This is a genomic window from Streptomyces sp. FIT100 (genome assembly GCF_024584805.1).
Taxonomy (GTDB): domain Bacteria; phylum Actinomycetota; class Actinomycetes; order Streptomycetales; family Streptomycetaceae; genus Streptomyces.
On the sequence record NZ_CP075715.1, the window covers coordinates 3,225,511 to 3,251,358 of the forward strand.

Sequence of the window (25,848 nt, forward strand, 5' to 3'; positions counted from 1 at the left end):
AGGAGGGGGCGTTCAGCGCCGGCTCCCCGAGTGCCCATCCGCGCCGGCTGCACCGGCCGGTCCGTCCGAGCCGTCCGGTGCGCCCGCGCCGTCCGGTGCGCCCGCGCTTGCCGGTCCTGCCGGTCTGGGGTGGTCGCTGCCGTGGATCTGGTCGACCGCGTGCGGCAGGATCCGGCCGAGGACGACGAGCCCGTCCCGTACCCCGCCCGTGGAGCCCGGCAGGTTGACGATCAGGGTGCGGCCGCCGGCGACGCCTGCCAGCCCCCGGGAGAGCGCGGCTGTCGGGACCTTCGCCAGTCCGTGCGCCCGGATCGCCTCCGGGATGCCCGCGATCTCGTAGTCGAGGACCCGCCGGGTGGCGTCGGGGGTGCGGTCGGTGGGCGAGATGCCGGTGCCGCCGGTGGTGAGGATGACGTCGTACGCCGCGGCGACGCCCTCGCGCAGCGCCGCCTCGACCGGGTCGCCGTCGGGGACGACGCGGGGGCCGTCGACCTCGAAGCCCATGGCCGCGAGACCCTCGGCGAGCAGCGGCCCGCCCTTGTCCTCGTAGACCCCGGCCGAGGCGCGGTTGGAGGCGGTCACGACCAGAGCGCGGCGCGCCGGCCGGGCGGCGTCCGGGGCGCGGGACGCGTCGGCGTGCGCGTGGCTGTGGACCTCGCCGCCGCGCGGGGTCATCGTGCGGCTCCCTCGCGCGTCCAGTCGCCCGATTTGCCGCCCGTCTTCTCCTCGACCCGTACGTCCGTGATGACCGCGGCCTTGTCGACCGCCTTGATCATGTCGACGACGGTCAGCGCGGCCACGGAGACCGCGGTCAGGGCCTCCATCTCGACGCCGGTACGGTCCGTCGTCCTCACCGTCGCGGTGATCTCGACGGCGTCGTCGGCGAGGGACAGGTCCAGCTTCACGCCCGAGACGGAGAGGGGGTGGCAGAGGGGGATCAGGTCGGGGGTCCGCTTGGCGCCCATGATCCCGGCGATCCGGGCGGTGGCGAGGGCGTCTCCCTTGGGGACCCCTTCGCCCCGCAGCAGCTCGACGACGCGCGGCGAGACGAGGACCCGGCCGCTCGCGCGGGCGGTGCGCGCGGTGACGCTCTTCTCCGAGACGTCGACCATACGGGCCGCGCCCGCCTCGTCGATGTGGGTGAGTCCTTGCTGCGCGCTCATTGCTGTGGCTCCCGGTCACTGTGTGGTCAGACACCGTACCGCCACGGCCGGGGGGTCAGCCGAGCAGGACCACCTCCGTCCGGGTGCCCGGCTCCAGCGACGTGACGTCCTCGGGGACCACGATCAGCGAGTCGGCCCGGGCGAGGGCCGCGATCAGGTGGGACCCGCTGCCGCCGACGGGGGTGACGGTGCCCTCCTCCGCATCGTAGGCACCACGCAGGAACTGGCGCTTCCCGGCGGGCGAGGGCAGCGCCTTGTCGGTGCGCAGCTCGGCGCTCACACGCGACCGGTGCACGTCCTTCAGCCCCATCAGGGCGCGGATGGCGGGGCGCACGAACAGCTCGAAGGAGACGTACGACGACACGGGGTTGCCGGGGAGGGCGAGCAGCGGGGTGCGGTCGGGGCCGATCGAGCCGAAGCCCTGCGGCTTGCCCGGCTGCATGGCGAGCGTGCGGAAGTCGATCCCGCTGCCGGGCTCGTCCTCGTCGCCGGCCGAGGACAGCGCCTCCTTGACGACGTCGTACGCCCCGACGCTGACACCGCCCGTGGTGACAAGCAGGTCGGCGCGGATGAGCTGGTCCTCGATGGTCGCGCGCAGCTCGTCGGCGTCGTCGGTGACGGCGCCGACCCGATAGGCGATGGCCCCGGCGTCCCGGGCGGCGGCGGTGAGCGCGTAGCTGTTCGAGTCGTAGATCTTGCCCTCGCTCAGCTCCTCGCCCGGCTGGACCAGTTCGCTGCCGGTGGAGAGGACGACGACGCGCGGGCGGGGGCGCACGCGCACGCTGCCGCGGCCGATCGCGGCGAGCAGGCCGATCTGCGGCGGGCCGAGGACCGTGCCCTCGGCCAGGGCGAGATCGCCGGCCTGGACGTCGCTGCCGCGGGCACGGACGTGGGCCCGCAGCTCCGCGGGCCGGTGGACGCGGACCTCGCCGGTCGCGCCCTCGGGCGCGGCACCGGCCGGGCGCATGGCCGTCGCCGCTCCGGAGCCCGTGCCGCCGTCGGTCCACTCGACGGGGACGACGGCCTCGGCGCCGGGTGGCAGCGGGGCGCCGGTCATGATGCGGACGGCCTGTCCGGGGCCGACGGCGGGCGGCTCGCCGCTGCCCGCCGCGACATCGCCGACGACGGTGAGGACCGCGGGGAACTCCTCGCTCGCGCCCGCGACATCGGCGACCCGGACCGCGTATCCGTCCATCGAGCTGTTGTCGAAGGGCGGCAGGGCGACCGGGACGGTGATGTCCTCGACGAGGACACAGCCCTGGGCGTCGGAGAGCTGCATCTCGATGGGGTCGAGGGGGCGGACCGCGCCGAGGATGTCCTCCAGGTGCTCGTCCACGGACCACAGGGAGGACGGGCCTGAGCCCGTCCCCGGTGTTGCGGTACTGCTCAAAGTGCTACATCTCCTCGGTGACGTAACGGCGAAGCCAGGTCCGGAAGTCCGGGCCCAGGTCTTCACGTTCGCACGCGAGTCTGACAATGGCACGCAGATAGTCGCCTCGGTCGCCGGTGTCGTAGCGGCGGCCCTTGAACACGACGCCGTGGACCGGGCCGCCGAGCTTCTCGTCGGCGGCGAGCTTCTGCAGGGCGTCGGTGAGCTGGATCTCGCCGCCGCGGCCCGGCTCGGTCTCGCGGAGTATGTCGAAGACGGCGGGGTCGAGGACGTAGCGCCCGATGATCGCGTAGTTGCTCGGCGCCTCGGCCGGATCGGGCTTCTCGACCAGGGCGGTCACCCTGACGACGTCGTCCTCGCCGGTGGCCTCGACGGCGGCGCAGCCGTAGAGGTGGATCTGGGAGGGCTCGACCTCCATGAGGGCGATGACGCTGCCGCCCTCGCGCTCCTGGATCTCGACCATGCGGGAGAGCAGCGGGTCGCGCGGGTCGATCAGGTCGTCGCCGAGGAGGACGGCGAAGGGCTGGTCGCCCACGTGCGGGGCAGCGCAGAGGACGGCGTGACCGAGGCCCTTGGGGTCGCCCTGGCGCACGTAGTGCATAGTGGCGAGGTCACTGGACTCCTGGACCTTGGCGAGACGGGCGGCGTCGCCCTTGCGTGTCAGGGCGGATTCCAGCTCGTAGTTGCGGTCGAAGTGGTCCTCCAGGGGCCGCTTGTTCCGGCCGGTGACCATGAGAACATCCGAGAGACCGGCGCCCACCGCTTCCTCGACGACGTACTGGATGGCGGGCTTGTCGACGACAGGCAGCATCTCCTTCGGAGTGGCTTTCGTTGCGGGCAGGAACCGGGTTCCAAGTCCCGCGGCGGGGATGACAGCCTTGCTGATCCTGGGGTGCGACTCAGTCATGCGGAGCACCATATCCGCTGGAAATGGGCTGGAAGATTAGCTTCCGGTTAACTTTCTCCCCATAAAAGCCTATTAGCCGTGGAATGTGAGTTTGCTATGGGTGCCAACTTGTTTGGAATGTCCGGAAAGAGCGCTGTACGGCGTGAACTGCTGGACGCACGGCGCCTGCTGTCACCCGAAGACGTCCGCGAGGCCTCCCTGGTTCTCGCGCGGCATGCGCTCGACCTGCCGGAAATCGCCTCCGTCCGTACGGTAGCCGCCTATGTGTCCGTGGGGCGCGAGCCGGGTACCCGTGCGCTGCTCGACGCGCTGCGCGAGCGGGGCGTGCGCGTACTCCTCCCGGTGCTCCTGGACGACAACGATCTCGACTGGGCCGCGTACGCCGGCGCGGACCACCTCGTGCAGGCGCGGCGCGGTCTGATGGAGCCCGACGGGCCGCGGCTCGGGCACAAGGCGGTGCTGGAGGCCGAGACGGTGCTGCTGCCGGGGCTCGCGGTGGACGAGCGCGGGATGCGGCTCGGCCGCGGCGGCGGTTCGTACGACCGCGTGCTCGCCCGCCTCGGAGCGGCGTCGGCGCGACCGGCCCTCGTCGTACTCCTGTACGCGAACGAGGTGGTCCCGCGGATCCCGGAGGAACCGCACGACCACCCCGTGCACGCCGTGGTGACGCCCGAGGGCGTCCGCAGATTCGCCGGCTGAGGCGGCGCTCTCCGGCCCTGGACTCAGCGGTCGGCCCCTGACAACGGTCCGGCTCAGCAGGCGGTCCCGGACTCCGCGGCCGGCCCCTGCCTCAGCTCTGCGGCGGCTTCAGCACCAGCGTGTCCTCCGTCGCCGCCTGCACCGCCTGCTCTTCGTAAGCCCAGTCCAGCAGTTCGCCCTTGGCCCACTTGTCGGTCTGGTCCGTGTAGTGCTCGCTGTACGCGTGCCCGGAGGCGCCGGTCAGGTTGATCCAGCGGGACTTGTCCCAGTCGCCGACGTTGACGACCATGCGCATCGACGGCACCCAGATCACGTCGTAACCGGCCGCCGCGTTCCAGCCGGTGGCGTTCACCGCGGCCTCACCGCCGCCCAGGTTCCACGGGCCGCGGTTGAGCACCCACTGGAGGGCGCCGGGCCCCTCGGTGCCGAGCGTCTGGTTCTTCAGCGTCAGCTGGTGCAGCCGGCCCCAGCTCCACGTGGAGACGTCCTTGCCGAGCTTGGCCGTGAGCTCCCAGCGGGCGTCCACCATGGCGCGCTTGAGCAGCTCGTCACGGGTGGTAGTGCCCTCCTCGTTGCGGCTGGGCGGGGACTGCCACCACTCGTTGCTCTCGTCCTTCAGCAGCCGGCGGATCACCTCGTACCAGCGGTCACCGCCGTCCGGCTGGGCGGTCTCGGAGTCCCGCAGCCCGCACTCACGTACGAGCTGGTGCAGATCGTCGACCGGCCCCGTGCTGTCGGCGGGACGGACGTTGAGGCACTCGCCCTTGACGCGCAGTTCCTTGGGCAGCTTGTCGCCGAAGGAGAGCTTGAGGACGTTGCGCCAGACCGCGTTGAAGTAGGCGGCGGCACCGGAGTCCGGCTCCTGCGTGTAGTCCCAGCTCTCCAGGAGCTTCTGCGCCTCACGGACGTACGGGTCCGAGATGTCGATCTTCAGCAGAAGCGGCGTCAGCAGCGTGGCGACCTCACTGCGGTTGTCCATCTGCATGGTCCGCATGTCGTCCGTGGAGACCTTCCCGCCGTCCTTGATCTTCGACTCGACGAGGTCGTTGATCCGCTGGCTGCGGGAGCCGTAGCCGTAGTCCTTCGTGATCAGGTGCGGGTACTCCCCGGCGTCCACGACGGCCTGGTTGGCGGTCACGATGTAGCCGCGCTTCGGGTTGTACTCGTACGGCAGTTCGTCGAAGGGGATCGGGTCCTTCTTCCAGTCCGACGTCGGGTCCCAGCCGGGCGTCGGCAGCGAGCCGTCGTAGCCCTTGGCGCGGACCGGGATCTTCCCGGGGGCCTGGTAGCCGATGTTGCCCTTGACGTCGGCGTAGATGAGGTTCTGGGACGGGACCTCGAAGTCCTTCGCCGCGGTGCGGAAGGTCTGGAAGTCCTTGGCCCGGTTGAGCTTGAAGACGGCGTCCATGGACTTGCCCGGGTCGAGCGCGGTCCACTTCAGGGCCACCCCGTAGCCCTCGCCGCGGTCCGGGGCCTTGGTCTCGACGGGTGCGCGCTTGCCGACGGCCGTCAGCTCGTCGCTGCGGTCGGAGAGCAGCGGGCCGTGCTCGGTCTCCCGGACGAGGATGGTGCGGCTGCCGCCGCCCGCGATCTTGATCGTCTCCTCGCGGGTCGTGAACGGCTTGGTCCTGCTGCCGGAGAGGTAGCCGGCGTCGGAGATCTTCTCCAGGTAGAGGTCGGTGACGTCGGCACCGAGGTTGGTGAAGCCCCAGGCGATGTTCCGGTTGTGGCCGATGATCACGCCGGGCATGCCGGAGAAGGTGTATCCGGCGACGTCGAACGAGCACGCGGCGGAGATCTCGCGGCAGTGGAGACCCATCTGGGACCAGAGGGACGGCAGCTGCGGGGCGAGGTGCGGGTCGTTGGCGAGGAGCGGCTTCCCGGTGGTCGTGTACTTGCCCGAGACGACCCAGGAGTTGGAGCCGATGCCGTCACCGTTGGGGCCGAGCAGCGCCGGGATCCCGTCGAGGGAGTCGGAGAGCGCGGAGAGCTCACCGAGCTGGGACTCGAAGCCCTGGCCCGTCGCGTCCTGGCCCGTCGCGTCCTGGCCCGTCGCGTCCTGGCCCGTCGCGTCCTGGCCCGTCGTGTCCTGCCCCGCTGCGCCCAGGCCGTCGGCGTCGGAGGCGCTGCCCGCCGCCCCGGTGGACGCGTCGGAGCCGGTGTCGGAGGAGGACTCGGAGGACGAGTCGGACGGCTCGGCGTCCGGGTCCCACTTCTCGCTGACGGGGTCGACGGCACCGTCCCGCACGACCGGCTGGTGCAGCTCGTACGGGTAGTCCGGGTACAGGTCCTTGATCTGCTGCGCGCTCAGCCTGCTGGTCATGAGCGAACGGTCGATCTCGTCCTGCATGTTGCCGCGCAGATCCCAGGCCATGGCCTTGAGCCAGGCCACCGAGTCGACCGGCGTCCACTTCTCGGGCTTGTAGTCGGTGGTGAGGCCGAGGGCGGCGTACTCGACGGAGATGTCCTTGTTGCCCCGGCCCGCCAGATAGGCGTTGACGCCGTCCGCGTAAGCCTGGAGGAACTTCTTCGTCTCGGCGGAGAGCACCGTGTCGTACTCCTGCTGCGCCACCTTGCGCCAGCCGAGCGTGCGCAGGAAGGCGTCCGTCTCGACCGACCCCGCGCCGAACATCTCGGAGAGCCGGCCCGCGGTCACGTGGCGCCGTATGTCCATCTCCCAGAAGCGGTCCTGGGCGTGGACGAACCCCTGGGCCTTGAACAGGTCCTCGTCGGTGTCCGCGTAGATCTGCGGAATGCCGTTGGCGTCACGCTTGACGTCGACCGGCTTCGCCAGCCCCTTGAACTCGATCGTTCCGGTGGTCTGCGGGAAGGAGGCACGTACCGTGCTCACGCTCCAGTACGAACCGAAGCCGACGCCCCCGACCAGCGCCAGCACCAGGGCGATCACGATCAGACGGGCACGTCGCCCCTTCCTCTTGGCGGGCTTGTCGGCCACGGGGGCAGTGGTGTTGGCGGGCATCGCTGTCCTTCGAGGGGCCAAGTGGTCCAGGGGTGGTCCAGGGGAGTGCTGGAGCAACCATAGGCGCAGCGCGAAACGCGCCCGGACGCGGTATCAGTAACGCCATATCCATATCGCCATCAGACCGATATCGATCGAACTGGCGATCGAGCAACCAGTCGGCGCGTCAAGAAAGCGTTAAAGATTAGGTAAGGTAACGAAGTGTTGCCCGGAGGAACGATCCGGCATGCAAGCGCGAGGGGAAGGATCGGCCGCTGACTGTCCACGACCTCAATGAACTCCTGCTCATCTGCTCGCTCGTCCTGCTGATCGCCGTCGCGGCGGTGCGGGTCTCGTCCCGGAGCGGGCTGCCCAGCCTGCTCCTGTACATGGGCATCGGGATCGCCATCGGGCAGGACGGCATTTTCGACGTCAAGTTCGACAACGCCGAGCTGACGCAGGTGATCGGCTATGCCGCACTTGTGGTGATCCTTGCCGAGGGCGGCCTGAGCACCACGTGGAAGGAAGTCAAACCGGCGCTGCCCGCAGCGGTCGTCATGTCGACCGTCGGCGTCGCCGTGAGCGTGGGCGTGACGGCTGCGGGTGCGCACTATCTGGTCGGACTGGAGTGGCGCCAGGCGCTCATCATCGGTGCGGTCGTCTCCTCGACCGACGCCGCCGCGGTCTTCTCGGTCCTCCGCAAGGTGCCGCTGCCCTCCCGTGTCACCGGCATCCTGGAGGCGGAGTCGGGCTTCAACGACGCCCCCGTCGTCATCCTCGTCATCGCCTTCTCGACCGCCGGCCCCGTGGACGACTGGTACGTGCTCATCGGGAAGATCGCCCTCGAACTGGCGATCGGCGCGGCCATCGGTCTCGCGGTGGGCTTCGTCGGCGCCTACGGGCTGCGCCATGTGGCCCTGCCCGCCTCGGGCCTGTACCCGATCGCCGTCATGGCGATCGCGGTGACGGCGTACGCGGAGGGCGCCATCGCCCACGGCAGCGGCTTCCTCGCCGTCTACCTCGCCGCCATGGTCCTCGGGAACTCCAGACTGCCGCACTGGCCTGCGACCCGGGGCTTCGCGGACGGCCTCGGCTGGATCGCCCAGATCGGCATGTTCGTCCTGCTCGGTCTGCTGGTGACCCCGCACGAGCTGCTGCAGGACTTCTGGAAGGCGGTCGTCATCGGGCTGGTGCTGACGATGGTCGCCCGGCCGCTGTCGGTCGTCGTCGGGCTGCTGCCGTTCCGCATGGGCTGGCAGGAGAAGGCGCTCATGTCGTGGGCGGGCCTGCGCGGCGCCGTCCCCATCATCCTGGCGACCATCCCCATGGTGTACGACGTCGAGGGCAGCAAGCGGGTCTTCAACATCGTCTTCGTCCTCGTGGTCGTCTACACGCTCGTCCAGGGGCCGACGCTCCCCTGGCTGGCGAAGGCGCTGCGGCTGGGAGACTCCGCCGAGGCGGCCGACCTCGGCATCGAGTCGGCGCCGCTCGAACGCCTGCGCGGGCATCTGCTGTCGGTGGCCATCCCCGCGGGATCCCGGATGCACGGTGTCGAGGTGGCGGAGCTGCGGCTGCCGGGCGGGTCCGCGGTCACCCTCGTCGTCCGGGAGGGCAAGAGCTTCGTACCACTGCCGACGACCGTGCTGCGGCGCGGGGACGAGCTGCTGGTGGTGGCGACGGACCCGGTGCGGGACGCGGCGGAGGCGCGACTCCGGGCGGTCGGGCAGGGCGGCAAGCTGGCGGGCTGGCTCGGGACGACGGGGAGAGGAGCGCCCGGACGACGGTGACCGGAGGCGGGACCGCCCGGAGACGGGATCGGCCGGAGACGGGATCGGCCGCCCGGGGACGGGCGAACCGGAGGAGGGCCGACCGGAAGGGGGCCGACCGGGAGAGGGCGGCCCCCGAAGCCGAACGGATCGGAAGCCGGGCGGACCGGAAGAGGAACGTCCGGTTAAACCCAGGCGAGGGTCGCGGAAGGTCGGCAATTTCACAGGCCACGACACGTGTTGCCCTGTATGATGAAGGCACATTGATCGACCAACTCTGCCTGACGCAGAGCTGGCGCGACCGTATGGCGGCCGAGTCTCCCCCCGCAGTGGGCACCGGTATCTACCGCAGTTCCGCGCAAGAGGACAGCTCTCGGCGGCTCCCGGCATCCCCGGGAGAGCGGCCACCAGGCGGCAGAAAGGCAAGGGCCGTGGCATCCACGGTCGCTTCTGACACGTCCGACCCGACTTCCGCGTCCGCCGCGTCCGGCCGGCGTCCCGGCTACGGACAGCTGCTCCGCACCCCTGGGGCCCTGACGTTCCTGCTCCCCGGCTTCGCCGCCCGGCAGCCCTTCGCGATGCTCACCATCGGTATCGTCCTGCTCGTCCAGCACACCACCGGCTCGTACGGCAGTGCCGGTGCCGTCGCCGCCGTCACCGGTGTCTCCATGGCGCTCTTCGCGCCCCAGAGCGGCAAATTCGCCGACCGCTTCGGCCAGCGCGCGGTCCTGGTACCCGGCGTGGTCGTGCACTCCGTGTCCGTCGCCGTGCTGACCGCGCTCGCGCTCGCGGACGCCCCTCTGTGGGCCCTCTTCGCCGCCGCCGTGCCGACCGGTGCCTCCATCCCGCAGGTCGGGCCGATGGTGCGGGCCCGCTGGGCGGCCGCCGTGGGCGGTACCCCCTTGATGCCGACAGCCGCGGCGTTCGAATCGGTGACCGACGAGTTCACGTTCGTCGTCGGGCCGGTCCTGGCCACCGCCCTGTGCACCGGTGTCCACCCGGCCGCCGGCCTGATCGCCGAGGCCGCCCTCACGCTGGCCGGCGGTCTGCTGTTCGCCGCGCAGCGCCGTACGCAGCCGGCCTTCGGCCGTCCCGGCGGGGCGCACGCGGGCACGAAACGCACGTCCGCGCTGTCCGTGCCGGGCGTACGCGTCCTGGCCGTGGCCTTCCTCGGCATCGGTTCGGTCTTCGGCGGTATGCAGGTCTCGCTGACCGCGTTCACCGAGGAGATCGGCGAGCCGGGCATGAACGGCCTGCTGTACGGGCTCTTCGCGGCCGGAAACATGCTGGCGGGCATCGCCGTCGGCGCCATCGCCTGGAAGACCGGGCCGCGGCGCCGCATGGTGCTCGGCTACGTGGGCCTGACCGTCGCCGCGTCCCTGCTGTGGACGGCGCACTCGGTCGTGCTGCTCGGCGCGCTCGGCCTGGTCGTCGGCCTGTGCATCGCCCCCGCGCTGATCACCGGCTACACGCTGGTCGAGCCCCTGGTGGCGGCGTCGTCCCGGACGGAGGCGTTCACCTGGCTGACCGGCGCGGTCGCGCTGGGCCAGGCGGGAGCCGTCACGGTCGCGGGCCGGCTGGCGGACGCACACGGTGCGAGCGCCGGATTCCTGGTCCCGCTGGCGGGCACGGCGCTGGCCCTGATCACTCTCCTGGCACTGCGGTCGCGGCTCGTACCGCAGGCGCACAGCCGTACGGTCGCACGTGGGATCGGTCACCGAGTGCCGGTGACGGTGGACTGATCCGGCGGAATACGTCACTATGGACCGTCGTTAGCACTCATCGAGTGAGAGTGCCAGGAGGAAGACCAGTGCCGACCTACCAGTACCAGTGCACCGCTTGCGGCGAGGGCCTCGAGGCGGTGCAGAAGTTCACCGACGACGCTCTGACCGAGTGCCCCAGCTGCCAGGGACGTCTCAAGAAGGTGTTCTCGGCCGTCGGCATTGTCTTCAAGGGCTCCGGCTTCTACCGGAACGACAGCCGTGGTTCGTCGTCGAGCAGCTCTGCGGCGTCCTCGTCCGCCTCGTCGTCGTCCTCGCCCGCGCCGGGCGCGAAGTCCTCGTCGGACTCGAAGCCGGCGGCGTCGAGCTCTTCCAGCGGCTCCAGCGGCTCCGGCAGCTCGAGCTCGTCGAGCAGCACGACGGCTGCGTAGGGCACCGACAGGCACACACGGGCATAAACGGCCTGAGCAGGACTTTTCACCAAGGGCCCCACCGTTCTCGAATCTTCTCGAACGGTGGGGCCCTTGGTGTATCGGGGCGCGGCTACTGTGATCGCCATGGCCAACGCAGAGAGCGCACAGCAGGCGGTTACGGAGCACGCTGAGATCGGAGTGATCGGCGGCTCGGGTTTCTACTCGTTCCTGGAGAACGTCACCGAGGTCGAGGTGGTCACCCCGTACGGCGACCCCAGCGATTCCCTGTTCTTCGGAGAGATCGCCGGCCGCCGCGTCGCGTTCCTCCCCCGGCACGGCCGCAGCCACCACCTGCCGCCCCACCGCATCAACTACCGCGCCAATCTGTGGGCCCTGCGGTCCGTGGGGGTGCGCCAGGTGCTGGCACCGTGCGCGGTGGGCGGGCTGCGGCCGGAGTACGGGCCCGGGACGCTGGTCGTCCCGGACCAGTTGGTGGACCGCACGAAGTCGCGTGCGGACACGTACTACGACGGTGAGCCGCTGCCCGGAGGAGCGGTGCCGAACGTGGTTCATGTGTCGCTCGCCGACCCGTACTGCCCGTCCGGACGTTCCGCCGCGCTGGCCGCGGCGCGCGGACGCGACTGGGAGCCGGTCGACGGCGGGACGCTCGTCGTGATCGAGGGGCCGCGGTTCGGGACCCGCGCCGAATCGCGCTGGCATGCCGCGATGGGCTGGTCGGTGGTGGGGATGACCGGGCACCCGGAGGCGGCGCTCGCCCGCGAACTGGAGCTCTGCTACACGTCGATGACCCTCGTGACGGACCTCGACGCCGGGGCCGCGGCGGGCGAGGGCGTCTCCCACGAGGAGGTACTGAAGGTCTTCGCCGCGAACGTGGACCGGCTGCGGGGCGTGCTCTTCGACGCGGTGGCCGGGCTGCGGGCGAACGAGGACCGCGACTGCCTGTGCACGAAGGCGCTGGCAGGGCTGGAGACGGGGATCGAACTGCCGTAACCACCCGTCGGGGTGAGCGAGTTGTCCACAGTCCGGCGCCTGTCCACAGGCTCCGGCGGGGCGGCGGGAAAGCGTGGATCGTGGAGTCCGTGCCGATCGGACGGAACGGCACTGCATCTCGATGCACATGACCACGACCGACGACCCACGACTGCTCAGCACTCATGACCCCACGACCCATGGCCCATGAACCGTGAACCGTGCTTGATGGCTCATGGCTCAGGGCTCAGGGCTGCTGGCTCATGGCTCACCTCTCACGAACGGCGGTTACGGCGATGTCGCTGCTCTCTCCCCGCGGACAGGAAACTTCCTGCGCACATGGTTCTGCGTACGGGCGCGGTGCTCCTTCCGAGCTCGGTTCCGCGTACGGGCCCCCGGGCCGGAATGGGGCGGCCGGGGCCCTGCCGCCCAGCCCCGCGCCGGAGCCGCTCGGCGTGCCGGCTTTCGCGCCGCTGCGGGTGCGGGGCGGATGGCCGTGGCTGAGGCTGCGGCGGGCGATGCGGCGCAGGCGGCGCGCGCTGGCCGCCGGGCTGGCGGTGACGGCCGCAGCGCTGGCGGCGTGGGTGCCGCGTGCGCCGGGCGCCGAGCCGCCCGGAGAGCCGGTGGCGCTGCGGCAGGGAGCGCGCGGCGAGCATCGGCCGCCGCCTGTGGACATGGTCTCCGCGCCGGTGCGGATCGCGGACGCCGAGACGGTCCGGCTGTACGGCCCGGGGACGAGGTCGATGTGATCGCTGCGGCCGACTCCCCGGCCGGCGGGGCGTCCGACGCCCGTGTGGTCGCGACGGGCGCCCGGGTGGCCGGAGTGCCCCGGACTCATGACGGCTTCCCGGATGGCGGGGCGCTGGTCGTCCTGACCGTCCCTCGTCCCGTTGCGGCGCAGCTGGCGGGCGCAAGCACGACGTCCCGGCTGGCGGTGACGCTGTGCTGACGGCGGAGTCAGGGTCAGAGGTGGTGCGGGGGCTTCTCGTCGAGGAAGCGCGCGAGATCGGCGGCGCTGTCGCCGCTCGTCGGAGGCCGCTCGCCCCACCCACGGTCCGTGTCGTCCGAGGACTGCTGATCCAGCGGATCGTCGAAGACGAGCCTCGGCTTCGGGGACTGCTGCCGCGGCTGCTTCGCATCGCGCGGTCCGGGGGCGGGGGCGGTGCTCATGCAGCAAGGGTACGCCGCGGGGCCGAACGGTCAGCGGTCCTCCGGGTCCAGCAGCCACAGCCCGAGGACCACGAGGAAGGACAGCACCAGGAAGCCGGCGCCCCACCACGCGGTGGCCGTGTCTCCCTTCATCCACTCGTCGACGATGACGGTCAGGCCCCAGAGCTGGCCGACGAGAACGGTGAGCGCGACGGCCAGGCGGGCGGTGAGCTTGGAGGAGCGCTCGGGCTCCTGCTCGCTGCCGGCGCCCGGGCCGGGGCCGGTGTGCCGGATCCTGGGGTCGCCGTAGCCGCTGGTGGGGCGGAGCTGCGGATAGCGCTCGCGGACGGGCCGGTTGAGCCGGGGCTGGGCACTGCCCGGCCGATACGTCGGCCGCGGTGGCAACGCGGCCCCGCCTCCGTCACCGACGCTGCCGGCACCGGCACCGGACCCGGCGTCGTCGCCGGGAGGCGGCGGAGATGCCGGAGGGGGTCCGTCGCCGGGAGGCGGCGGGGAGTTACCGGGCGGCGGGTCGGATGCGCTCATGAGCCCATTCCTCTCTCCACCGTCCAGGGTGTGTCGCCGGGGCAGCCGAGCCTGGCGGCGAGTTCGGGCCGGTCGTCGCCGAGCTGCCGGCAGAGCGCTTCCTGGACGCCCTCGCCGGAGCGGGTCGCGCCGATGGCCCAGACGCTGCCGTCCATCTCCTCGATGAGGAGCACCTTGGGCAGTGGCCGGGGCGGTGGCCCGGCGGTCACCTCACCGGTGCGCGGGTCGAAGACCCCTTCGTGGCACGGGCAGTACAGCTCTCCCTCGCTGCCCCGGTCCTCACGCCAGAGGACCGCGCAGGCGAGATGGGTGCAGACCGCCGAGTATCCGACGAGGGTGCCGTCCGCGAGGCGCACGGCCACGGCCCGGTCCTGCTCGCCCGGGTAGCGGAAGGCGATCGACTCTCCCGGGACCAGCAGGTCGGCGATCTTCTTCGGCTTGGGGGTGCCCTCGCTGTCGCCGTGTCGGTGGAGCACGCCTGCGGCGACGCCGATGCCGCCGGCGGCGAGCCCGCCGGAGACGGTGGCGACGATGCGGAGGTAGTCGCGGCGGGTGGTGAGCGAGTCCGCGGCGATCCGGTCGTGGAGCGCTTCCTGGGCGGCGTCCGGGTGCCCGTGACCGCCGACGGGCGGCTGCTGTTCGGTGACGCTCATCGCACGTCCGCTCCGTTCACCTCGACCAGCGGCAGCTGGGATCCGGGAAGCCCGCCCGGGACCGGCCACTGGACCTTGTCCGCGGGGACGACCATGGCGACCCCGGTGGTCACGGTCGAGGTGCCGAAGGTGAACGAGTCGGCGACCTGCACGCCGGGGCGTTCGGCCTGGAGCTCCTCGACGGTGCCGTAGAAGAGGGCGCCGGTGGGGCAGACCGTGGCGCACATGGGGGCGAGTCCGTAGGCGGTGCGGTCGTAGCAGAGGTTGCACTTCATCTGCAGCTTCGCCTGGAGGTCGATCTTCGGGACGCCGAAGGGGCAGGCGTTGACGCAGTTGGCGCAGCCGATGCAGCGGGTGGTGTCGGCCTGCTGCACCACACCGTCGGCGGTGACCAGGATCGCGTCGGCGGGGCAGACCTCGGCGCAGGGGGCGACCGGGTCCTCGCAGTGCATGCAGACGGTGGGAAGGGAGGCGACGGAGTGCCCCTCGTCGGGGTAGTCGAGATGGATCATGGACTTGCCGCGGTGCGAGTCGCACTCGCGGCAGGCGGAGACACAGGCCTGACAGCCGATGCAGCGCCCCGGGTCGATGAAGATCGTTCTGCCCATCATGGCTCTCGTCAGCTCCTCTCCGCGGTGCCGCGGCCCTGCGGGGCCGTGGGTGGCAGGGGGTCGGTGCGGGAGACCTGGGTCTCCGGGTACGCCTGCCGGCCGGGGGCGGTCGGGGGTTCGGGGACCTCGTCGATGTGTTCGGCGCGCTCGATACGGCAGGCGCAGACCTTGTACTCGGGGATCTTGGAACGGGGGTCGAGGGCGTCGATGGTGAGGGCGTTGGCCGCGGTGGGGATCGGCCAGTGGTACGGGACGAAGACGGTGTCGGGGCGGATGGCCTCGGTGACCAGGGCGGGGAAGACCTCGCTGCCGCGGCGGGTGACGACGCGGACCGGTTCTCCGGAGCGGAAGCCGTGGGAGGGGTGGACCTCGACCCAGGGGCGCGGGGTCTGTTCGACGAGGGCGCCGAGCCTGCGGGTCTGGTTGCCGGAGAGGAAGTGGGCGACGGTGCGTCCGGTGGTGAGCGTCATGGGGTGCTCGTCGTCGTACGGGTCCATCGGCGGGTGCCAGTCGACGACCTGCATATGGATCTTCCCGTCGGGGTGGTAGGTCCTGCCGTCCTCGAAGAGCCGGGGCGTGCCGGGGTGGTCCGTGGAGGGGCACGGCCAGGCGATGCCGCCCGTCTCCTCCAGGCGTTCGTAGGTGATGCCGTAGTAGTCGTTGACCGCTCCGGCGGAGGCGACGCGCAGCTCCTCGAAGATCTCGCGGGACCCGGCGAAGGCGAACTTGTCGCCGGCGCCGAGGCGCTCGGCGAGCCGGCAGATGACCCAGGTGTCGGTCCGTACGCCGGGAGGCGCTTCCTGGGCCTTGTTGTGCTTGACGACGCGGGCCTCGGCGTTGGCCATGACGCCCTCGTCCTCGGCCCAGGTGGTGACGGGGAAGACGACGTGCGCGTTGGCGGCGGTCTCGGAAAGGAAGAAGTCGAATTGGGCGTGGAAATCCAGAGTGTCGTACCCCTCCTTGACCACCCGGTAGTTGGGGAGGGAGACGAAGGGGTTGTTGCAGATGCCGATCAGTCCGCGGATCTCGCGGCGCTGCATCTGCCAGATCATCTCCATCATCGAAGTGCCGGCGGGCGGGAGTTCGGACTCGTCGATGCCCCAGATCTCGCAGATCTGGCGCCGGTGCTCGTCGTTCATGATCGAGCGGCCGCCGGGGAGGAGGTCGGACTTCTGGCCGTGTTCACGGCCTCCCTGGCCGTTGCCCTGTCCGGTGATGGTGCCGTATCCGGCGCCGGGCTTGCCGATGTTGCCGGTGGCGACGCAGAGGTTGATGACCGCGAGGCAGTTCTCGACGCCCTGGGAGTGGTGCTCGATGCCTCGGGCGTGCCACGCCATGGCCTTGGGAGCGCCGGCGAAGGCGCGGGCGACCTGCACGATCTGCTGTGCCGGGATGCCGCAGATCTCGGCCGCCCGTTCGGGGGGATACTCGGCGGCCTTCTCCCGCACCTCCTGCCAGCCGGTGGCGTGGCCGGTGATGAAGCCCTCGTCGTCGAGTTCCTCACGGATGACGACATGGAGTACGGAGTTGAAGAAGGCCGCGTCGGTACCGGGCTTGAGGGCGACGTGGATGTCGGCGGTGCGGGCGATCGCGGTCTCGCGCGGGTCGATGACGATCAGCGTGGCGCCGCGGTCCCGGGCCCCCCACATGTACTGGGTCATGACGGGGAAGCATTCGCCGACGTTGGAGCCCGCGATGAGGAGGCAGTCCGTCTGGAGGATGTCCGCGAAGGGGTTGCCGGCCCGGTCGATCCCGAAGGCGAGCTTGTTGGCTCCGGCGGCGCTGACCATGCACAGCCGGCCGTTGTAGTCGAGATGCCGGGTCTTGAGCGCGACCCGGGCGAACTTGCCGACGAGATAGGTCTTCTCGGTGAAGAGGCTGGCGCCGCCGAGCACCCCGAAGGCGTCCTTGCCGTACGCGGCCTGGATGCGCTGGATCTCGGAGACGGTGAAGTCCAGGGCCTCCTCCCAGGAGGCCTCCCTGAAGGGCTCGTCACGGGAGCGGCGCAGCAGCGGGGCGGTGAGCCGGTCCGGGTGGTTGACCTGCTGATAGGCGTTGATGCCCTTGGGACAGAGCCGCATCCGGTTGATGTCGTGGTTGCGGGGCTCGACGCCGAAGACCTTGCCCCCCTTGTCGACCCGGAGGTACATGCCGCACTGGACGCCGCAGAAGCAGCAGTGGGTCGGGACGAGCGTCTCGCCCTCCTGGTCGGCGTGCCACTGGTCGGCGGGGATGCCGCCCGCGTCGCGGAACTGGCGGGTGCCCGGCGGCGCGAGGGAGGGGTCCAGCGGGATGGGCTGCTGCGTCACTTGAAGCCCTTCTTGACGTGGGTGAGGTAGGCGCTGCCCCGCAGCACCCGCTTGCAGCGCGGGCAGTACTCGGCCCACTCGTCGAAGTCGAGCTTCAGATCCCGCATGGTGCCCTTGAGGTTCTCGACGTAGGGGGCGGTGTCGATGGGCTCGCCGCAGCGACGGCAGGTGAAGACCTGGTCGGACTGTCGCGCCGTGTACTTGAACAGCTGCATGCCGACGGCGGCCGGGCGCTGGACGATGTGGAAGAACTTCCCGAACGGCAGATAGATGAGCGTGAAGACCACGGACACCATGTGCAGGATCGCCAGGAACTCGTAGCCGCCGCCGTGCAGGAAGACGGCCGAGAAGGTGAGGAGAAGTCCGGTCACCGAGATGACGACCAGGGCGATCAGCGGGACCAGGTCGTAGCCGAACCGCTGGCCGGTGATCGCCCCGCGGTCCTTCATCCGCCGCCAGAGGAAGTACGAGACCCCGGCGATGACGAGCACGGCGGCGAGGTCGAGGGCGTGGAACAAGGCCCAGCCGAAGAAGCTGAGCGAGTCGAAGCCGAGGACCTTGAAACCCCAGATCCGCATCTCGTAGCCGGGCCCTGAGCCGGTGGAGGAGGTGAAGGTGAACCAGCCCCAGGTGAGCGGGAAGGTGATCAGCGCGGCGAGGACACAGCCCCAGAAGATCAGCTGGTGGGCGGCCCAGCGGGAACGGGAGCGGGCGCCGAGGAACTTCTGGAAGCCGAGATAGGTGGCGATCATCCGCGGCAGGGCGGTGGGGGCCTTGCGGAAGTTCTCGGCCGAGAAGAAGCTGCGCCATCCCTGCCGGAAGAGCCGGCGGGCGCCGGGCGAGGAGATCCAGACCATGTAGCGGTAGGTCACGCCGAAGGCGAGGAACACGGTGGCGACGGCGTAGGGAAGGAGGGCGGAGTCGAAGTCCCGGAGGAGCCGGCTGCCGAGGACGATGGCGATGATCAGCAGCGCGGAGACGACGGCCGCCCCCAGCGAGGCACGGCGGCGCACGGCGCCGGGGGTCGTCCGCCGGTCGGGCGGGCCCGGCGGCGCACCCGGCGCCGCTGGGGGCAGGGGCGGCACGGTACCGGGCGGGATGGGCTGTCCTTCCGGACGCCGGGGCGGTTCGGTCACGTCGCCACGCTAGGCGCTTTGTACCACTTGGGCGCGTTTTGAGGATGGATGGAGTGAGAGGGGGTCGCCCGTATGGCGTTCGGATCACACGGAAGGGGAGCCGGGAAGCGCCCCTCCTGCTGCCCGGCCGTGGCCGCTCTGCTGTGCTGGAGCCATGACGTCTCCCTCCGCCTCGCCGTCCGCGTCCACCGGGAGCAGCCGCTCCGGGCCGGTGCGCCCCATGCACGCCCGCCGCCCCGACGAGGCCCACCGCGCCGCCACACCCCTCGAACTCTTCTTCGACCTCTGCTTCGTCGTCGCCGTCTCACAGGCGGGGGTGCAGCTGGTCCATGCCGTGGCCGAGGGTCATGCCGCCGAGGGCGTGCTCAACTACGCGATGGTGTTCTTCGCGATCTGGTGGGCGTGGATGAACTTCACCTGGTTCGCCTCCGCGTACGACACGGACGACGTCCCGTACCGGGTGGTGACGCTCATCCAGATCGCGGGTGTGCTGATCCTCGCCGCCGGGGTGTCCCGGGCCTTCGTCCAGCAGGACTACATCTTCGTCTACATCGGCTATGTGGTGATGCGGCTGGCGCTCCTCACGCAGTGGCTGAGGGCCGCGGCATCGTCACAGGGCGCGGAGCGGCGGACGGCGCTGCGCTACGTGATCGGGATCGCCCTCTGTCAGGTCGGCTGGGCGGCACTGGTCTTCGCGCCGCAGGGACTGCGGCCCTGGGTGTTCCTGGTGATGGCGATCGCCGAGATGGCCGTTCCGCCGATCGCCGAGCGCACCATGGCGACGAGCTGGCACGCGCACCACATCGCGGAGCGCTACGGCCTGTTCACGATCATCGTGCTCGGCGAGACGATCCTCGCCGCGATGGTGGGGGTGCGTTCGGCGCTCGACGTGAGCCCCGAGCTGCGGGATCTGCTGCCGATCGCCTTGGGCGGGCTGCTGATCGTGTTCGCGGCCTGGTGGATCTACTTCGCGGTGCCCGCCCACTCCCGGCTGACCTCCAACAGGGAGGCGTTCCTCTGGGGCTACGGCCACTACGTGATCTTCGCGTCCGCCGCGGCCATCGGCGCGGGGCTGGAGGTGGCGATCGAGACGGCGATCCACAAGTCCCATATCTCGACGACCGCGGCGGCGGCCTCGGTGACCCTGCCCACGGCGGCGTTCCTGCTGACGGTGTGGCTCCTGCACGCCCGGCACTTCAAGCGCGGCGCGCTGCAGCAGCTGACCCTGCCCGTCTCGGCGCTGGCGATCCTGGCCTGTACCTTCGCGGGCGAGTGGGCGGTGCTCGCCGCGGGTCTGGTGGCGACGGCGACGGTGGCCGTGGGCGAGACGCTGAGCCATCACCGCCCGGCGCACCGCACGGCGTGATACGCAAGGTCCATGACAAACATGTCATCCCCTCAGGTGTCGGGCGACGCACGCAAGGACGCGCTGACCGACGTGGCCGGTCTGCGGGTCGGGCATGCGCGCCTGGCCCGACCCGGCGCGCTCAGCGGCACCACGGTCGTCCTCGCCCCCGAGGGCGGGGTGATCGCCGCGGTGGACGTCCGCGGCGGAGGGCCCGGCACCCGCGAGACCGACGCTCTCGACCCGCGCAATCTGGTGCAGCGCGTGGAGGCGATCGTCCTGACCGGCGGCAGCGCCTTCGGGCTCGACTCGGCGTCCGGCGTGATGGCCTGGCTGGAGGAGCAGGGCCGGGGCGTCCCCGCGGGACGCGAGCCGGGCCAGGTCGTGCCCGTCGTGCCGGCAGCCTGCGTCTTCGACCTCGGCCGCGGCGGCGACTGGGGAGCCCGCCCGGACTCCGCGACCGGACGCGCGGCCGTCGAGGCGGCGGCGCGCACGGAGCCGGGGGCGCCGGTGGAGGAGGGATGCGTCGGCGCGGGCACGGGCGCGGTGGTCGGGCGTGTCAAGGGCGGGGTCGGCACGGCGAGCACCGTTCTGCCCGGCGGTGCGACGGTCGCGGCCCTGGTCGTGGCGAACGCCGCGGGCTCGGCGGTCGATCCGGACACGGGCGTGCTCTACGGGCAGTACTTCACCGGCGGGCGCCCCGTGTTCCCCTCCCCCGAGGTGCACGCCGCGGCCCTGCACCGCCTCGCCGAGGCGTCCGACAGGAACGGCGCGCCCCCGCTGAACACAACGCTCGCCGTGGTCGCCACCGACGCCGAACTGACCCGCGCCCAGGCACAGAAGCTCGCCGGCACGGCGCACGACGGCATCGCGCGCGCCGTGCGCCCCGTCCATCTCCTCAACGACGGCGACACGGTCTTCGCCCTCGCGACCGGCGTGCGCCCGCTCGGGGACCACCCGCTCGCCCTCAACGCCGTTCTCGCGGCGGGCGCGGACGTCGTGACGCGGGCGATCGTGCGCGCCGTGCTGGCGGCCCGCAGTGTGACGGGTCCCGGCGGGGACTTCCCCTCGTACCAGGAGCTGTACGGCTGGGTCGAGGGCTGACCCGACCCAGTCCCCGCAGGGCCCGACGGCCTTGTCCTGCAAAGGAGTTGAGGGGGGCGCGCGAAGGTGCGCGGAAACTTTGCGCGCGCCCCGTTCGTTTTTCCGAACCCGGGACGAGATGTCAGACCCAGGGGCTACGTTAAGCAGTCATCGAGTGACGTGTGGCAACAGGGCCTGGAGATCCGGAGATCGACCGTGAACGATCCGTACGAGACAACCGAGAGCCACCTCGACCGGCTCCTGGGCCGGGCACTCAACTCCTTCGACCTTCCCGACACGACGGTCGACCGGCTCGGGACCGCGCTCACGCACGCCAGTTCGCTGCACTCCTCGCACCACAGTGCGGCTCTGCACCGGACCACCTACCGGCACACGTATCTGCTGGCCGACGGTTCCTCCGTCACGCTCTGGGAGCTCGTGCACGACAGCGGCCGGGACGGCGCCGAGTGCCACGAGCTGTACGCGGAGGAGGCCGAGGCGCGGCTCGCCGCGTCCCGGCTGCGGGGCAGCCGCCCCGAGCGGCTCGGCACCGTTCTCGCTCCCGGTCTCGCTGCCGGCACCGGCCCCGACACCGGCTTCGACGCCGGCTTCGACGCCGACCTGGACGACGAGCTCGACGCCGGGCTGGAGCTGGCCGGCAGGCTGCTGGCCACTCCCCCGGTCGCCCCCGCGCGGGCATACGTCCCCGACGACTCCGCGGACCACGCCCGCAGACTGCTGCGCCGCGCCGAGAACCCCGACCGTCCGGGCGAGGAGACGGCGCGCCGGCTGCGCTCGGCGTTCGCCCACCACATCAGCCAGGCGCTCGGCCGCCCGTGCCCCGGCGATGGCCGGGATGCGGGCTTCACTCTCTACGAGCACGCGTTCCTGCTCCTGGACGGCACCGAGCTGAGCCTCTGGGAGGTGGAGCACACGGCGACACCCGACGGCCGGCACATGTGCGAGGTGTACGCGGACGAGCGCACCGCGCGCGGAGCCATGGAGCTCCGCGCGCGGGTGCGCTGACACGGACCCGGCGGGCGTCGCCGGGTCGTCAGACCGCGGCGACCACCGGGGGCTTCTCGGCCGCGGCGGGGACCGCGGGGATGGCCGTGGAGGTCTTCCGCATGCCCTTGAGGAGGATGACCAGACCCGCGCTGACGGCGGTGCCGGCGAGGATGGCGACCAGGTAGAGGACCGGGTTGCCGATCAGCGGGACCACGAAGATGCCGCCGTGCGGGGCGCGCAGGGTGCACCCGAAGGCCATCGACAGCGCTCCGGTGACCGCGCCGCCCGCCATCACCGACGGGATCACCCGCAGCGGATCGGCCGCGGCGAACGGGATCGCGCCCTCGGTGATGAACGAGGCGCCCAGCACCCACGCCGCCTTGCCGTTCTCCCGCTCGGCCTTCGTGAACAGCTTGCCGCGCACCGTCGTCGCCAGCGCCAGGGCCAGCGGCGGCACCATGCCCGCGGCCATCACGGCCGCCATCACCTTGAGGGAGCCGTCGTTGGGGTTGGCGAGGCCGCCGACGGCGAAGGTGTACGCGACCTTGTTGAGCGGGCCGCCGAGGTCGAAGCACATCATCAGGCCGAGGACGATGCCGAGGATGACGGCGTTGGCTCCGCTGAGGCCGTTCAGCCAGTCGGTGAGGGCCTGCTGGAGCCTGGCGAGCGGTTCCCCGATCACGAGGAACATCAGGAAGCCGACGATCACCGAGGAGACCAGTGGGATCACGACGACGGGCATGATGCCGCGCAGCACGGCGGGCACCCTGACCCTCTGGATCGCGAGGACGACGGCTCCGGCGAGGAGCCCGGCGACCAGGCCGCCGAGGAAGCCCGCCTTGATCGCGATCGCGCCGCCGACGAAGCCCGGGACGAGACCGGGGCGGTCGGCCATTCCGTACGCGATGTACCCGGCGAGTACGGGGATCAGGAAGCTGAACGCGAGTCCGCCGATCTGGAAGAGCAGCGCCGCCCAGCTCGTGTGGTCGCCCCAGGCGAAGACCTCGGCGACGGACTTGGCCCCGGCGATCTCGTATCCGCCGATGGCGAAGCCGAGGGCGATGAGGAGGCCGCCGGCGGCGACGAACGGGATCATGTAACTGACGCCGGACATCAGCCACTTGCGGAGCTTGGTGCCGTACCCCTCCTCGGGTCGGCCGCCCCGCTCGACGGGCGTGGGCCGGTCGGCGGCGTCGGTCACCTCGCCGCGGGCGGCCTTCTCCCGTACTTCGGCGATGAGTTCGGCGGCCCGGTTGATCCCGGCCTTCACGCCGACGTCGACGGTGGGCTTCCCGGCGAACCGCTCCTTGTCCCGTACGGGAACGTCGTGCGCGAAGACGACGCCGTCGGCGGCCTCGACGACCGCCGGGTCGAGCCGGGTGAACCCGGCGGATCCCTGCGTCTCGACGACGACCTCGACGCCCGTGGCGCGACTTGCCTTCTCCAGGGACTCCGCGGCCATATAGGTGTGGGCGATGCCGGTGGGGCACGAGGTGACGGCGACGATACGGAACGGTCCCGGCGCGGCCGGAACCTCGGCCGGTACCGGAACCGAAACTGCTGCCTCCGACAGGACCTCGGCCTCGGCACCGGCCGGAACCTCGGGCTCGGCCCCAGCCGGACTCTCGGTCTCAGCCCCGGCCGGGACCTCGGGCTCGGCCTCGGCCGCCGCCTCCGACGGTTCGATGTCGCCGCCGACCAGCGCGGCGGCCGTCGTCGCCGACGGTGTCGCGCGCAGGGCCGCGGTGAAGTCCGGGTCCATCAGCCGGCGGGCCAGCGCGGAGAGGATCGTCAGATGGGCGTCGTCCGCGCCCGCCGGGGCCGCTATCAGGAAGATCAGGTCGGCCGGGCCGTCCGGCGCCCCGAAGTCGATGCCGGAGGCGGAGCGGCCGAAGGCCAGGGTGGGTTCGCGGACCTGGGCGCTGCGGCAGTGCGGGATGCCGATGCCGCCGTCGAGGCCCGTCGGCATCTGGGCCTCGCGCGCGGCCACGTCGGCGAGGAAGCCGTCGAGGTCGGTGACGCGGCCGCGTGCCACCATCCGCTCGGCCAAGGAGCGGGCCGCCTCTTCCTTCGTTGCGGCGGCCAGGTCGAGGTCGACCAGGTCCGCGGTGATCATGTCGCTCATCGCGGGCTCCCTTGCTCCGTGAGTGCGCGGTCCAGGGGGACGTCCGCCGTCACCAGGACCGCGGCGGGTTCGAGGTCGGACGGGGTGGGCATCACGCTGCCCGGGAGTCGGACGGCGGCCGCGCCATGGGCCACCGCGGCGGCCAGGGCGTCCGGCCCCTCGCCACCCGCCGTCAGGAATCCGGCGAGGGACGCGTCACCCGCACCGACGTTGCTGCGGATCCGCTCGGCCGCGACGGCGGCGGAGCCGAACCAGGTCCCGGCCGGCGAGACGACCAGCTGCCCGTCCGCCCCGAGGCTCGCCAGCACCGCTCCGGCCCCGAGCGAGCGCAGCTCCTCCGCCGCCTTCACCGCGTCACCGACGGTCGACAGCGGCCGCCCGACCGCCTCGGCGAGTTCGTCCGTGTTCGGCTTGACGACGTCGGGGCGGCCGGAGAGCGCCGACAGCAGGGACGGCCCGGAGGTGTCCAGGGCGATCCGGGCGCCCGACTCATGGGCCTGGGCCACCAACTCCCCGTACCAGGAGGGCGTGAGGCCCCGCGGCAGGCTGCCGCAGCAGGCGATCCAGGACGCGGAAGGCGAGTGGGCGGCGACGGCCGCCAGCAGGGACCCGGACTCCGGTGCCGTCAGACAAGGCCCCGGTGCGTTGATCTTCGTCAGAGTGCCGTCGGGCTCCGCCAGCGCGATGTTCGACCGCGTCGCGCCCGCCACCGGCACCGGCGCCACCTCGATCCCCTCCCCCGCGAGCAGTTCGGCGACCAGTACGCCCGGCGCACCGCCGAGCGGCATCACCGCGACCGTGGGGTGCCCGGCCGCCGCGACCGCCCGTGAGACGTTGACGCCCTTGCCGCCGGGGTCGACGCGCTCGCCGGTGGCCCGCAGCACTTCGCCGCGGTCCAGGTCCGGGATCTCGTACGTCCGGTCCAGCGACGGGTTCGGGGTGACGGTGAGAATCATGTGCGTACTACTTCCGTGCCCGCAGCCTCGATGGCCGCGGCGTCCTCGGGGCTGAGCCCGCTGTCCGTGATGAGCAGGTCGACATCGGTGAGGTCGGCGAAGCGCGCGAAGTGCTCCGCGCCGTGCTTGGCCGAGTCGGCCAGCAGAACCACCCGCCGCGCCGCCGCCACGAGGGCGCGCTTCACCGCGGCCTCGGCCAGATCGGGCGTGGTCAGACCGGCGGCGGCCGAGAAGCCGTTGGCCCCGAGGAAGACGACATCGGCGCGGATCTCCCCGTACGCCCGCAGCGCCCAGGCGTCGACGGCTGCGCGTGTGCGCTGCCGGACCCGGCCGCCGACCAGATGCAGGTCGATGCCCGGGTGGTCGGCGAGCCGAGCAGCGGCGGGCAGGGCGTGCGTGACGACCGTGAGCGAGCACTCCAGGGGGAAGGCCGCGGCCAGCCGGGCCACCGTGGAGCCGGCGTCGAGGATGACGCTGCCGTCCTCGGGCAGCTCGGCGAGCGCGGCCCGCGCGATGCGGTCCTTCTCGTCCGCGGCGGTGGACTCGCGCTCGGCGAGGTCGGGCTCGAAGTCGAGCCGCCCGGCCGGGATGGCGCCGCCGTGCACCCGGCGCACGAGCCCGGCCCGGTCCAGGGCCTTCAGATCGCGCCTGATGGTCTCGGCGGTGACCTGGAACTCGTCGGCGAGGGACAGCACGTCCACCCGTCCGCCCTCGCGGGCGAGGCGGAGGATCTGCTGCTGGCGCTCGGGAGCGTACATGTGGTTTTACGTCCGTTCCATGCCCGAACCTGTGGTTTCAGCGTCACGCTACGCCCCGGTTCCCACAAAGTAAACAGACTCGGGCAAGGAACGGGCATGAACGGACAGCGGCCCGGCGCCGGGGGATGTCCCCGGTGCCGGGCCGCTGTGAGTCAGGGTCG

General features: G+C 71.6%; 24 protein-coding genes. 10 read left to right on the forward strand and 14 right to left on the reverse strand.

Annotated elements, in window-relative coordinates; all coding sequences use genetic code 11:
• Positions 1-12 precede the first annotated feature (12 nt).
• The 4 genes from KK483_RS14045 to galU are packed head-to-tail and all read right to left on the reverse strand — an operon-like array spanning position 13 to position 3,460.
• The gene (locus KK483_RS14045) at positions 13-675 is read right to left on the reverse strand and encodes a molybdenum cofactor biosynthesis protein B (RefSeq protein ID WP_262005566.1); all 663 of its coding nucleotides are present in this window, start codon (positions 673-675) and stop codon (positions 13-15) included.
• The gene (moaC, locus tag KK483_RS14050) at positions 672-1,163 is read right to left on the reverse strand and encodes a cyclic pyranopterin monophosphate synthase MoaC (protein WP_262005567.1); all 492 of its coding nucleotides are present in this window, start codon (positions 1,161-1,163) and stop codon (positions 672-674) included. Before moaC ends, KK483_RS14045 begins: the two co-directional genes overlap by 4 nt.
• Positions 1,164-1,218: 55 nt before the next feature.
• A complete protein-coding gene (gene glp, locus KK483_RS14055) occupies positions 1,219-2,553 on the reverse strand; it encodes a gephyrin-like molybdotransferase Glp (RefSeq protein ID WP_262005568.1) in 1,335 nt (444 codons plus the stop codon).
• 4 nt (positions 2,554-2,557) lie between these two features.
• On the reverse strand, positions 2,558-3,460 hold the full coding sequence (gene galU / locus KK483_RS14060) for a UTP--glucose-1-phosphate uridylyltransferase GalU (RefSeq protein WP_262005569.1): 903 nt from the start codon (positions 3,458-3,460) through the stop codon (positions 2,558-2,560).
• A 117-nt stretch (positions 3,461-3,577) separates the two neighbouring features.
• Between galU and KK483_RS14065 the strand changes: the two genes are divergently transcribed.
• Positions 3,578-4,159, forward strand: coding sequence for a 5-formyltetrahydrofolate cyclo-ligase (locus tag KK483_RS14065; protein WP_262005570.1), 582 nt, complete (start codon positions 3,578-3,580; stop codon positions 4,157-4,159).
• Positions 4,160-4,250: 91 nt separating this feature from the next.
• On the opposite strand, the gene KK483_RS14070 is transcribed toward KK483_RS14065, so the two are convergent.
• Positions 4,251-7,139: a penicillin acylase family protein gene (locus tag KK483_RS14070; protein ID WP_262005571.1), complete on the reverse strand. Its 2,889-nt coding sequence runs from the start codon at positions 7,137-7,139 to the stop codon at positions 4,251-4,253.
• A gap of 254 nt (positions 7,140-7,393) precedes the next feature.
• On the opposite strand from KK483_RS14070, the gene KK483_RS14075 reads away from it, so the two are divergent.
• The 6 genes from KK483_RS14075 to KK483_RS35510 all read left to right on the forward strand — a co-directional run bounded on the left by KK483_RS14075 (position 7,394) and on the right by KK483_RS35510 (position 12,957).
• Complete coding sequence (locus KK483_RS14075; RefSeq protein WP_262009481.1) at positions 7,394-8,905, forward strand: potassium/proton antiporter; 1,512 nt, start codon at positions 7,394-7,396, stop codon at positions 8,903-8,905.
• A gap of 410 nt (positions 8,906-9,315) precedes the next feature.
• The gene (locus KK483_RS14080; protein WP_399014064.1) at positions 9,316-10,626 is read left to right on the forward strand and encodes an MFS transporter; all 1,311 of its coding nucleotides are present in this window, start codon (positions 9,316-9,318) and stop codon (positions 10,624-10,626) included.
• 68 nt (positions 10,627-10,694) lie between these two features.
• On the forward strand, positions 10,695-11,036 hold the full coding sequence (locus KK483_RS14085) for an FmdB family zinc ribbon protein (RefSeq protein WP_262005572.1): 342 nt from the start codon (positions 10,695-10,697) through the stop codon (positions 11,034-11,036).
• A 126-nt stretch (positions 11,037-11,162) separates the two neighbouring features.
• Positions 11,163-12,029, forward strand: coding sequence for an S-methyl-5'-thioadenosine phosphorylase (locus tag KK483_RS14090; protein WP_262005573.1), 867 nt, complete (start codon positions 11,163-11,165; stop codon positions 12,027-12,029).
• 434 nt (positions 12,030-12,463) lie between these two features.
• Positions 12,464-12,757 (forward strand): hypothetical protein, encoded by a 294-nt coding sequence (locus KK483_RS35505; RefSeq protein ID WP_399014067.1) that lies wholly within the window; start codon positions 12,464-12,466, stop codon positions 12,755-12,757.
• Positions 12,754-12,957: a hypothetical protein gene (locus tag KK483_RS35510; protein ID WP_399014068.1), complete on the forward strand. Its 204-nt coding sequence runs from the start codon at positions 12,754-12,756 to the stop codon at positions 12,955-12,957. Before KK483_RS35505 ends, KK483_RS35510 begins: the two co-directional genes overlap by 4 nt.
• 14 nt (positions 12,958-12,971) lie before the next feature.
• Here the strand turns inward: KK483_RS35510 and KK483_RS14100 are convergent, their stop codons facing one another.
• Genes KK483_RS14100 through KK483_RS14125 form a run of 6 tightly spaced genes read right to left on the reverse strand, consistent with a single transcriptional unit; the run spans position 12,972 to position 18,289 of the window.
• Positions 12,972-13,178, reverse strand: a complete 207-nt coding sequence (locus KK483_RS14100) for a hypothetical protein (RefSeq protein ID WP_242337628.1) — start codon at positions 13,176-13,178, stop codon at positions 12,972-12,974.
• Between the two features lie 30 nt (positions 13,179-13,208).
• Positions 13,209-13,703, reverse strand: a complete 495-nt coding sequence (locus KK483_RS14105) for a hypothetical protein (protein ID WP_262005574.1) — start codon at positions 13,701-13,703, stop codon at positions 13,209-13,211.
• Entirely contained in the window at positions 13,700-14,356 is a 657-nt protein-coding gene (locus KK483_RS14110; RefSeq protein WP_262005575.1) for a ubiquinol-cytochrome c reductase iron-sulfur subunit, read from the reverse strand. Before KK483_RS14110 ends, KK483_RS14105 begins: the two co-directional genes overlap by 4 nt.
• A complete protein-coding gene (locus KK483_RS14115; RefSeq protein WP_262005576.1) occupies positions 14,353-14,967 on the reverse strand; it encodes a 4Fe-4S dicluster domain-containing protein in 615 nt (204 codons plus the stop codon). The genes KK483_RS14110 and KK483_RS14115 overlap by 4 nt, the downstream gene beginning before the upstream one ends.
• Positions 14,968-14,975: 8 nt before the next feature.
• Positions 14,976-17,276: a molybdopterin oxidoreductase family protein gene (locus tag KK483_RS14120; RefSeq protein WP_262005577.1), complete on the reverse strand. Its 2,301-nt coding sequence runs from the start codon at positions 17,274-17,276 to the stop codon at positions 14,976-14,978.
• Positions 17,273-18,289, reverse strand: a complete 1,017-nt coding sequence (locus KK483_RS14125; protein WP_262009485.1) for an MFS transporter — start codon at positions 18,287-18,289, stop codon at positions 17,273-17,275. The genes KK483_RS14120 and KK483_RS14125 overlap by 4 nt, the downstream gene beginning before the upstream one ends.
• Positions 18,290-18,566: 277 nt before the next feature.
• Between KK483_RS14125 and KK483_RS14130 the strand changes: the two genes are divergently transcribed.
• The 3 genes from KK483_RS14130 to KK483_RS14140 all read left to right on the forward strand — a co-directional run bounded on the left by KK483_RS14130 (position 18,567) and on the right by KK483_RS14140 (position 21,866).
• A complete protein-coding gene (locus KK483_RS14130; RefSeq protein WP_262005578.1) occupies positions 18,567-19,778 on the forward strand; it encodes a low temperature requirement protein A in 1,212 nt (403 codons plus the stop codon).
• A gap of 12 nt (positions 19,779-19,790) precedes the next feature.
• Positions 19,791-20,861, forward strand: a complete 1,071-nt coding sequence (locus tag KK483_RS14135; RefSeq protein WP_262005579.1) for a P1 family peptidase — start codon at positions 19,791-19,793, stop codon at positions 20,859-20,861.
• A gap of 195 nt (positions 20,862-21,056) precedes the next feature.
• Positions 21,057-21,866: a DUF6227 family protein gene (locus tag KK483_RS14140; RefSeq protein WP_262005580.1), complete on the forward strand. Its 810-nt coding sequence runs from the start codon at positions 21,057-21,059 to the stop codon at positions 21,864-21,866.
• A 28-nt stretch (positions 21,867-21,894) separates the two neighbouring features.
• Here the strand turns inward: KK483_RS14140 and KK483_RS14145 are convergent, their stop codons facing one another.
• The 3 genes from KK483_RS14145 to KK483_RS14155 are packed head-to-tail and all read right to left on the reverse strand — an operon-like array spanning position 21,895 to position 25,687.
• Complete coding sequence (locus tag KK483_RS14145; RefSeq protein ID WP_262005581.1) at positions 21,895-23,973, reverse strand: fructose-specific PTS transporter subunit EIIC; 2,079 nt, start codon at positions 23,971-23,973, stop codon at positions 21,895-21,897.
• Positions 23,970-24,929 carry a 1-phosphofructokinase gene (pfkB, locus tag KK483_RS14150; RefSeq protein WP_262005582.1) on the reverse strand — a complete coding sequence of 320 codons (960 nt, stop codon included), beginning with the start codon at positions 24,927-24,929 and terminating at the stop codon, positions 23,970-23,972. Before pfkB ends, KK483_RS14145 begins: the two co-directional genes overlap by 4 nt.
• Positions 24,926-25,687: a DeoR/GlpR family DNA-binding transcription regulator gene (locus KK483_RS14155; RefSeq protein ID WP_262005583.1), complete on the reverse strand. Its 762-nt coding sequence runs from the start codon at positions 25,685-25,687 to the stop codon at positions 24,926-24,928. Before KK483_RS14155 ends, pfkB begins: the two co-directional genes overlap by 4 nt.
• Between the last annotated feature and the right edge of the window lie 161 nt (positions 25,688-25,848).

What these genes read in the sequence shown, in the direction of transcription:
- KK483_RS14135 (WP_262005579.1), top strand. Translation starts at nt 19,791, where the DNA reads ATGACAAACATGTCATCCCCTCAGGTGTCGGGCGACGCACGCAAGGAC.
- KK483_RS14100 (WP_242337628.1), bottom strand. Translation starts at nt 13,178, where the DNA reads ATGAGCACCGCCCCCGCCCCCGGACCGCGCGATGCGAAGCAGCCGCGG.
- KK483_RS14130 (WP_262005578.1), top strand. Translation starts at nt 18,567, where the DNA reads ATGACGTCTCCCTCCGCCTCGCCGTCCGCGTCCACCGGGAGCAGCCGC.
- moaC (WP_262005567.1), bottom strand. Translation starts at nt 1,163, where the DNA reads ATGAGCGCGCAGCAAGGACTCACCCACATCGACGAGGCGGGCGCGGCC.
- KK483_RS14110 (WP_262005575.1), bottom strand. Translation starts at nt 14,356, where the DNA reads ATGAGCGTCACCGAACAGCAGCCGCCCGTCGGCGGTCACGGGCACCCG.
- KK483_RS14105 (WP_262005574.1), bottom strand. Translation starts at nt 13,703, where the DNA reads ATGAGCGCATCCGACCCGCCGCCCGGTAACTCCCCGCCGCCTCCCGGC.
- KK483_RS14090 (WP_262005573.1), top strand. Translation starts at nt 11,163, where the DNA reads ATGGCCAACGCAGAGAGCGCACAGCAGGCGGTTACGGAGCACGCTGAG.
- pfkB (WP_262005582.1), bottom strand. Translation starts at nt 24,929, where the DNA reads ATGATTCTCACCGTCACCCCGAACCCGTCGCTGGACCGGACGTACGAG.
- KK483_RS14115 (WP_262005576.1), bottom strand. Translation starts at nt 14,967, where the DNA reads ATGATGGGCAGAACGATCTTCATCGACCCGGGGCGCTGCATCGGCTGT.
- KK483_RS14065 (WP_262005570.1), top strand. Translation starts at nt 3,578, where the DNA reads ATGTCCGGAAAGAGCGCTGTACGGCGTGAACTGCTGGACGCACGGCGC.
- KK483_RS14045 (WP_262005566.1), bottom strand. Translation starts at nt 675, where the DNA reads ATGACCCCGCGCGGCGGCGAGGTCCACAGCCACGCGCACGCCGACGCG.
- KK483_RS14145 (WP_262005581.1), bottom strand. Translation starts at nt 23,973, where the DNA reads ATGAGCGACATGATCACCGCGGACCTGGTCGACCTCGACCTGGCCGCC.
- KK483_RS14070 (WP_262005571.1), bottom strand. Translation starts at nt 7,139, where the DNA reads ATGCCCGCCAACACCACTGCCCCCGTGGCCGACAAGCCCGCCAAGAGG.
- galU (WP_262005569.1), bottom strand. Translation starts at nt 3,460, where the DNA reads ATGACTGAGTCGCACCCCAGGATCAGCAAGGCTGTCATCCCCGCCGCG.
- KK483_RS14155 (WP_262005583.1), bottom strand. Translation starts at nt 25,687, where the DNA reads ATGTACGCTCCCGAGCGCCAGCAGCAGATCCTCCGCCTCGCCCGCGAG.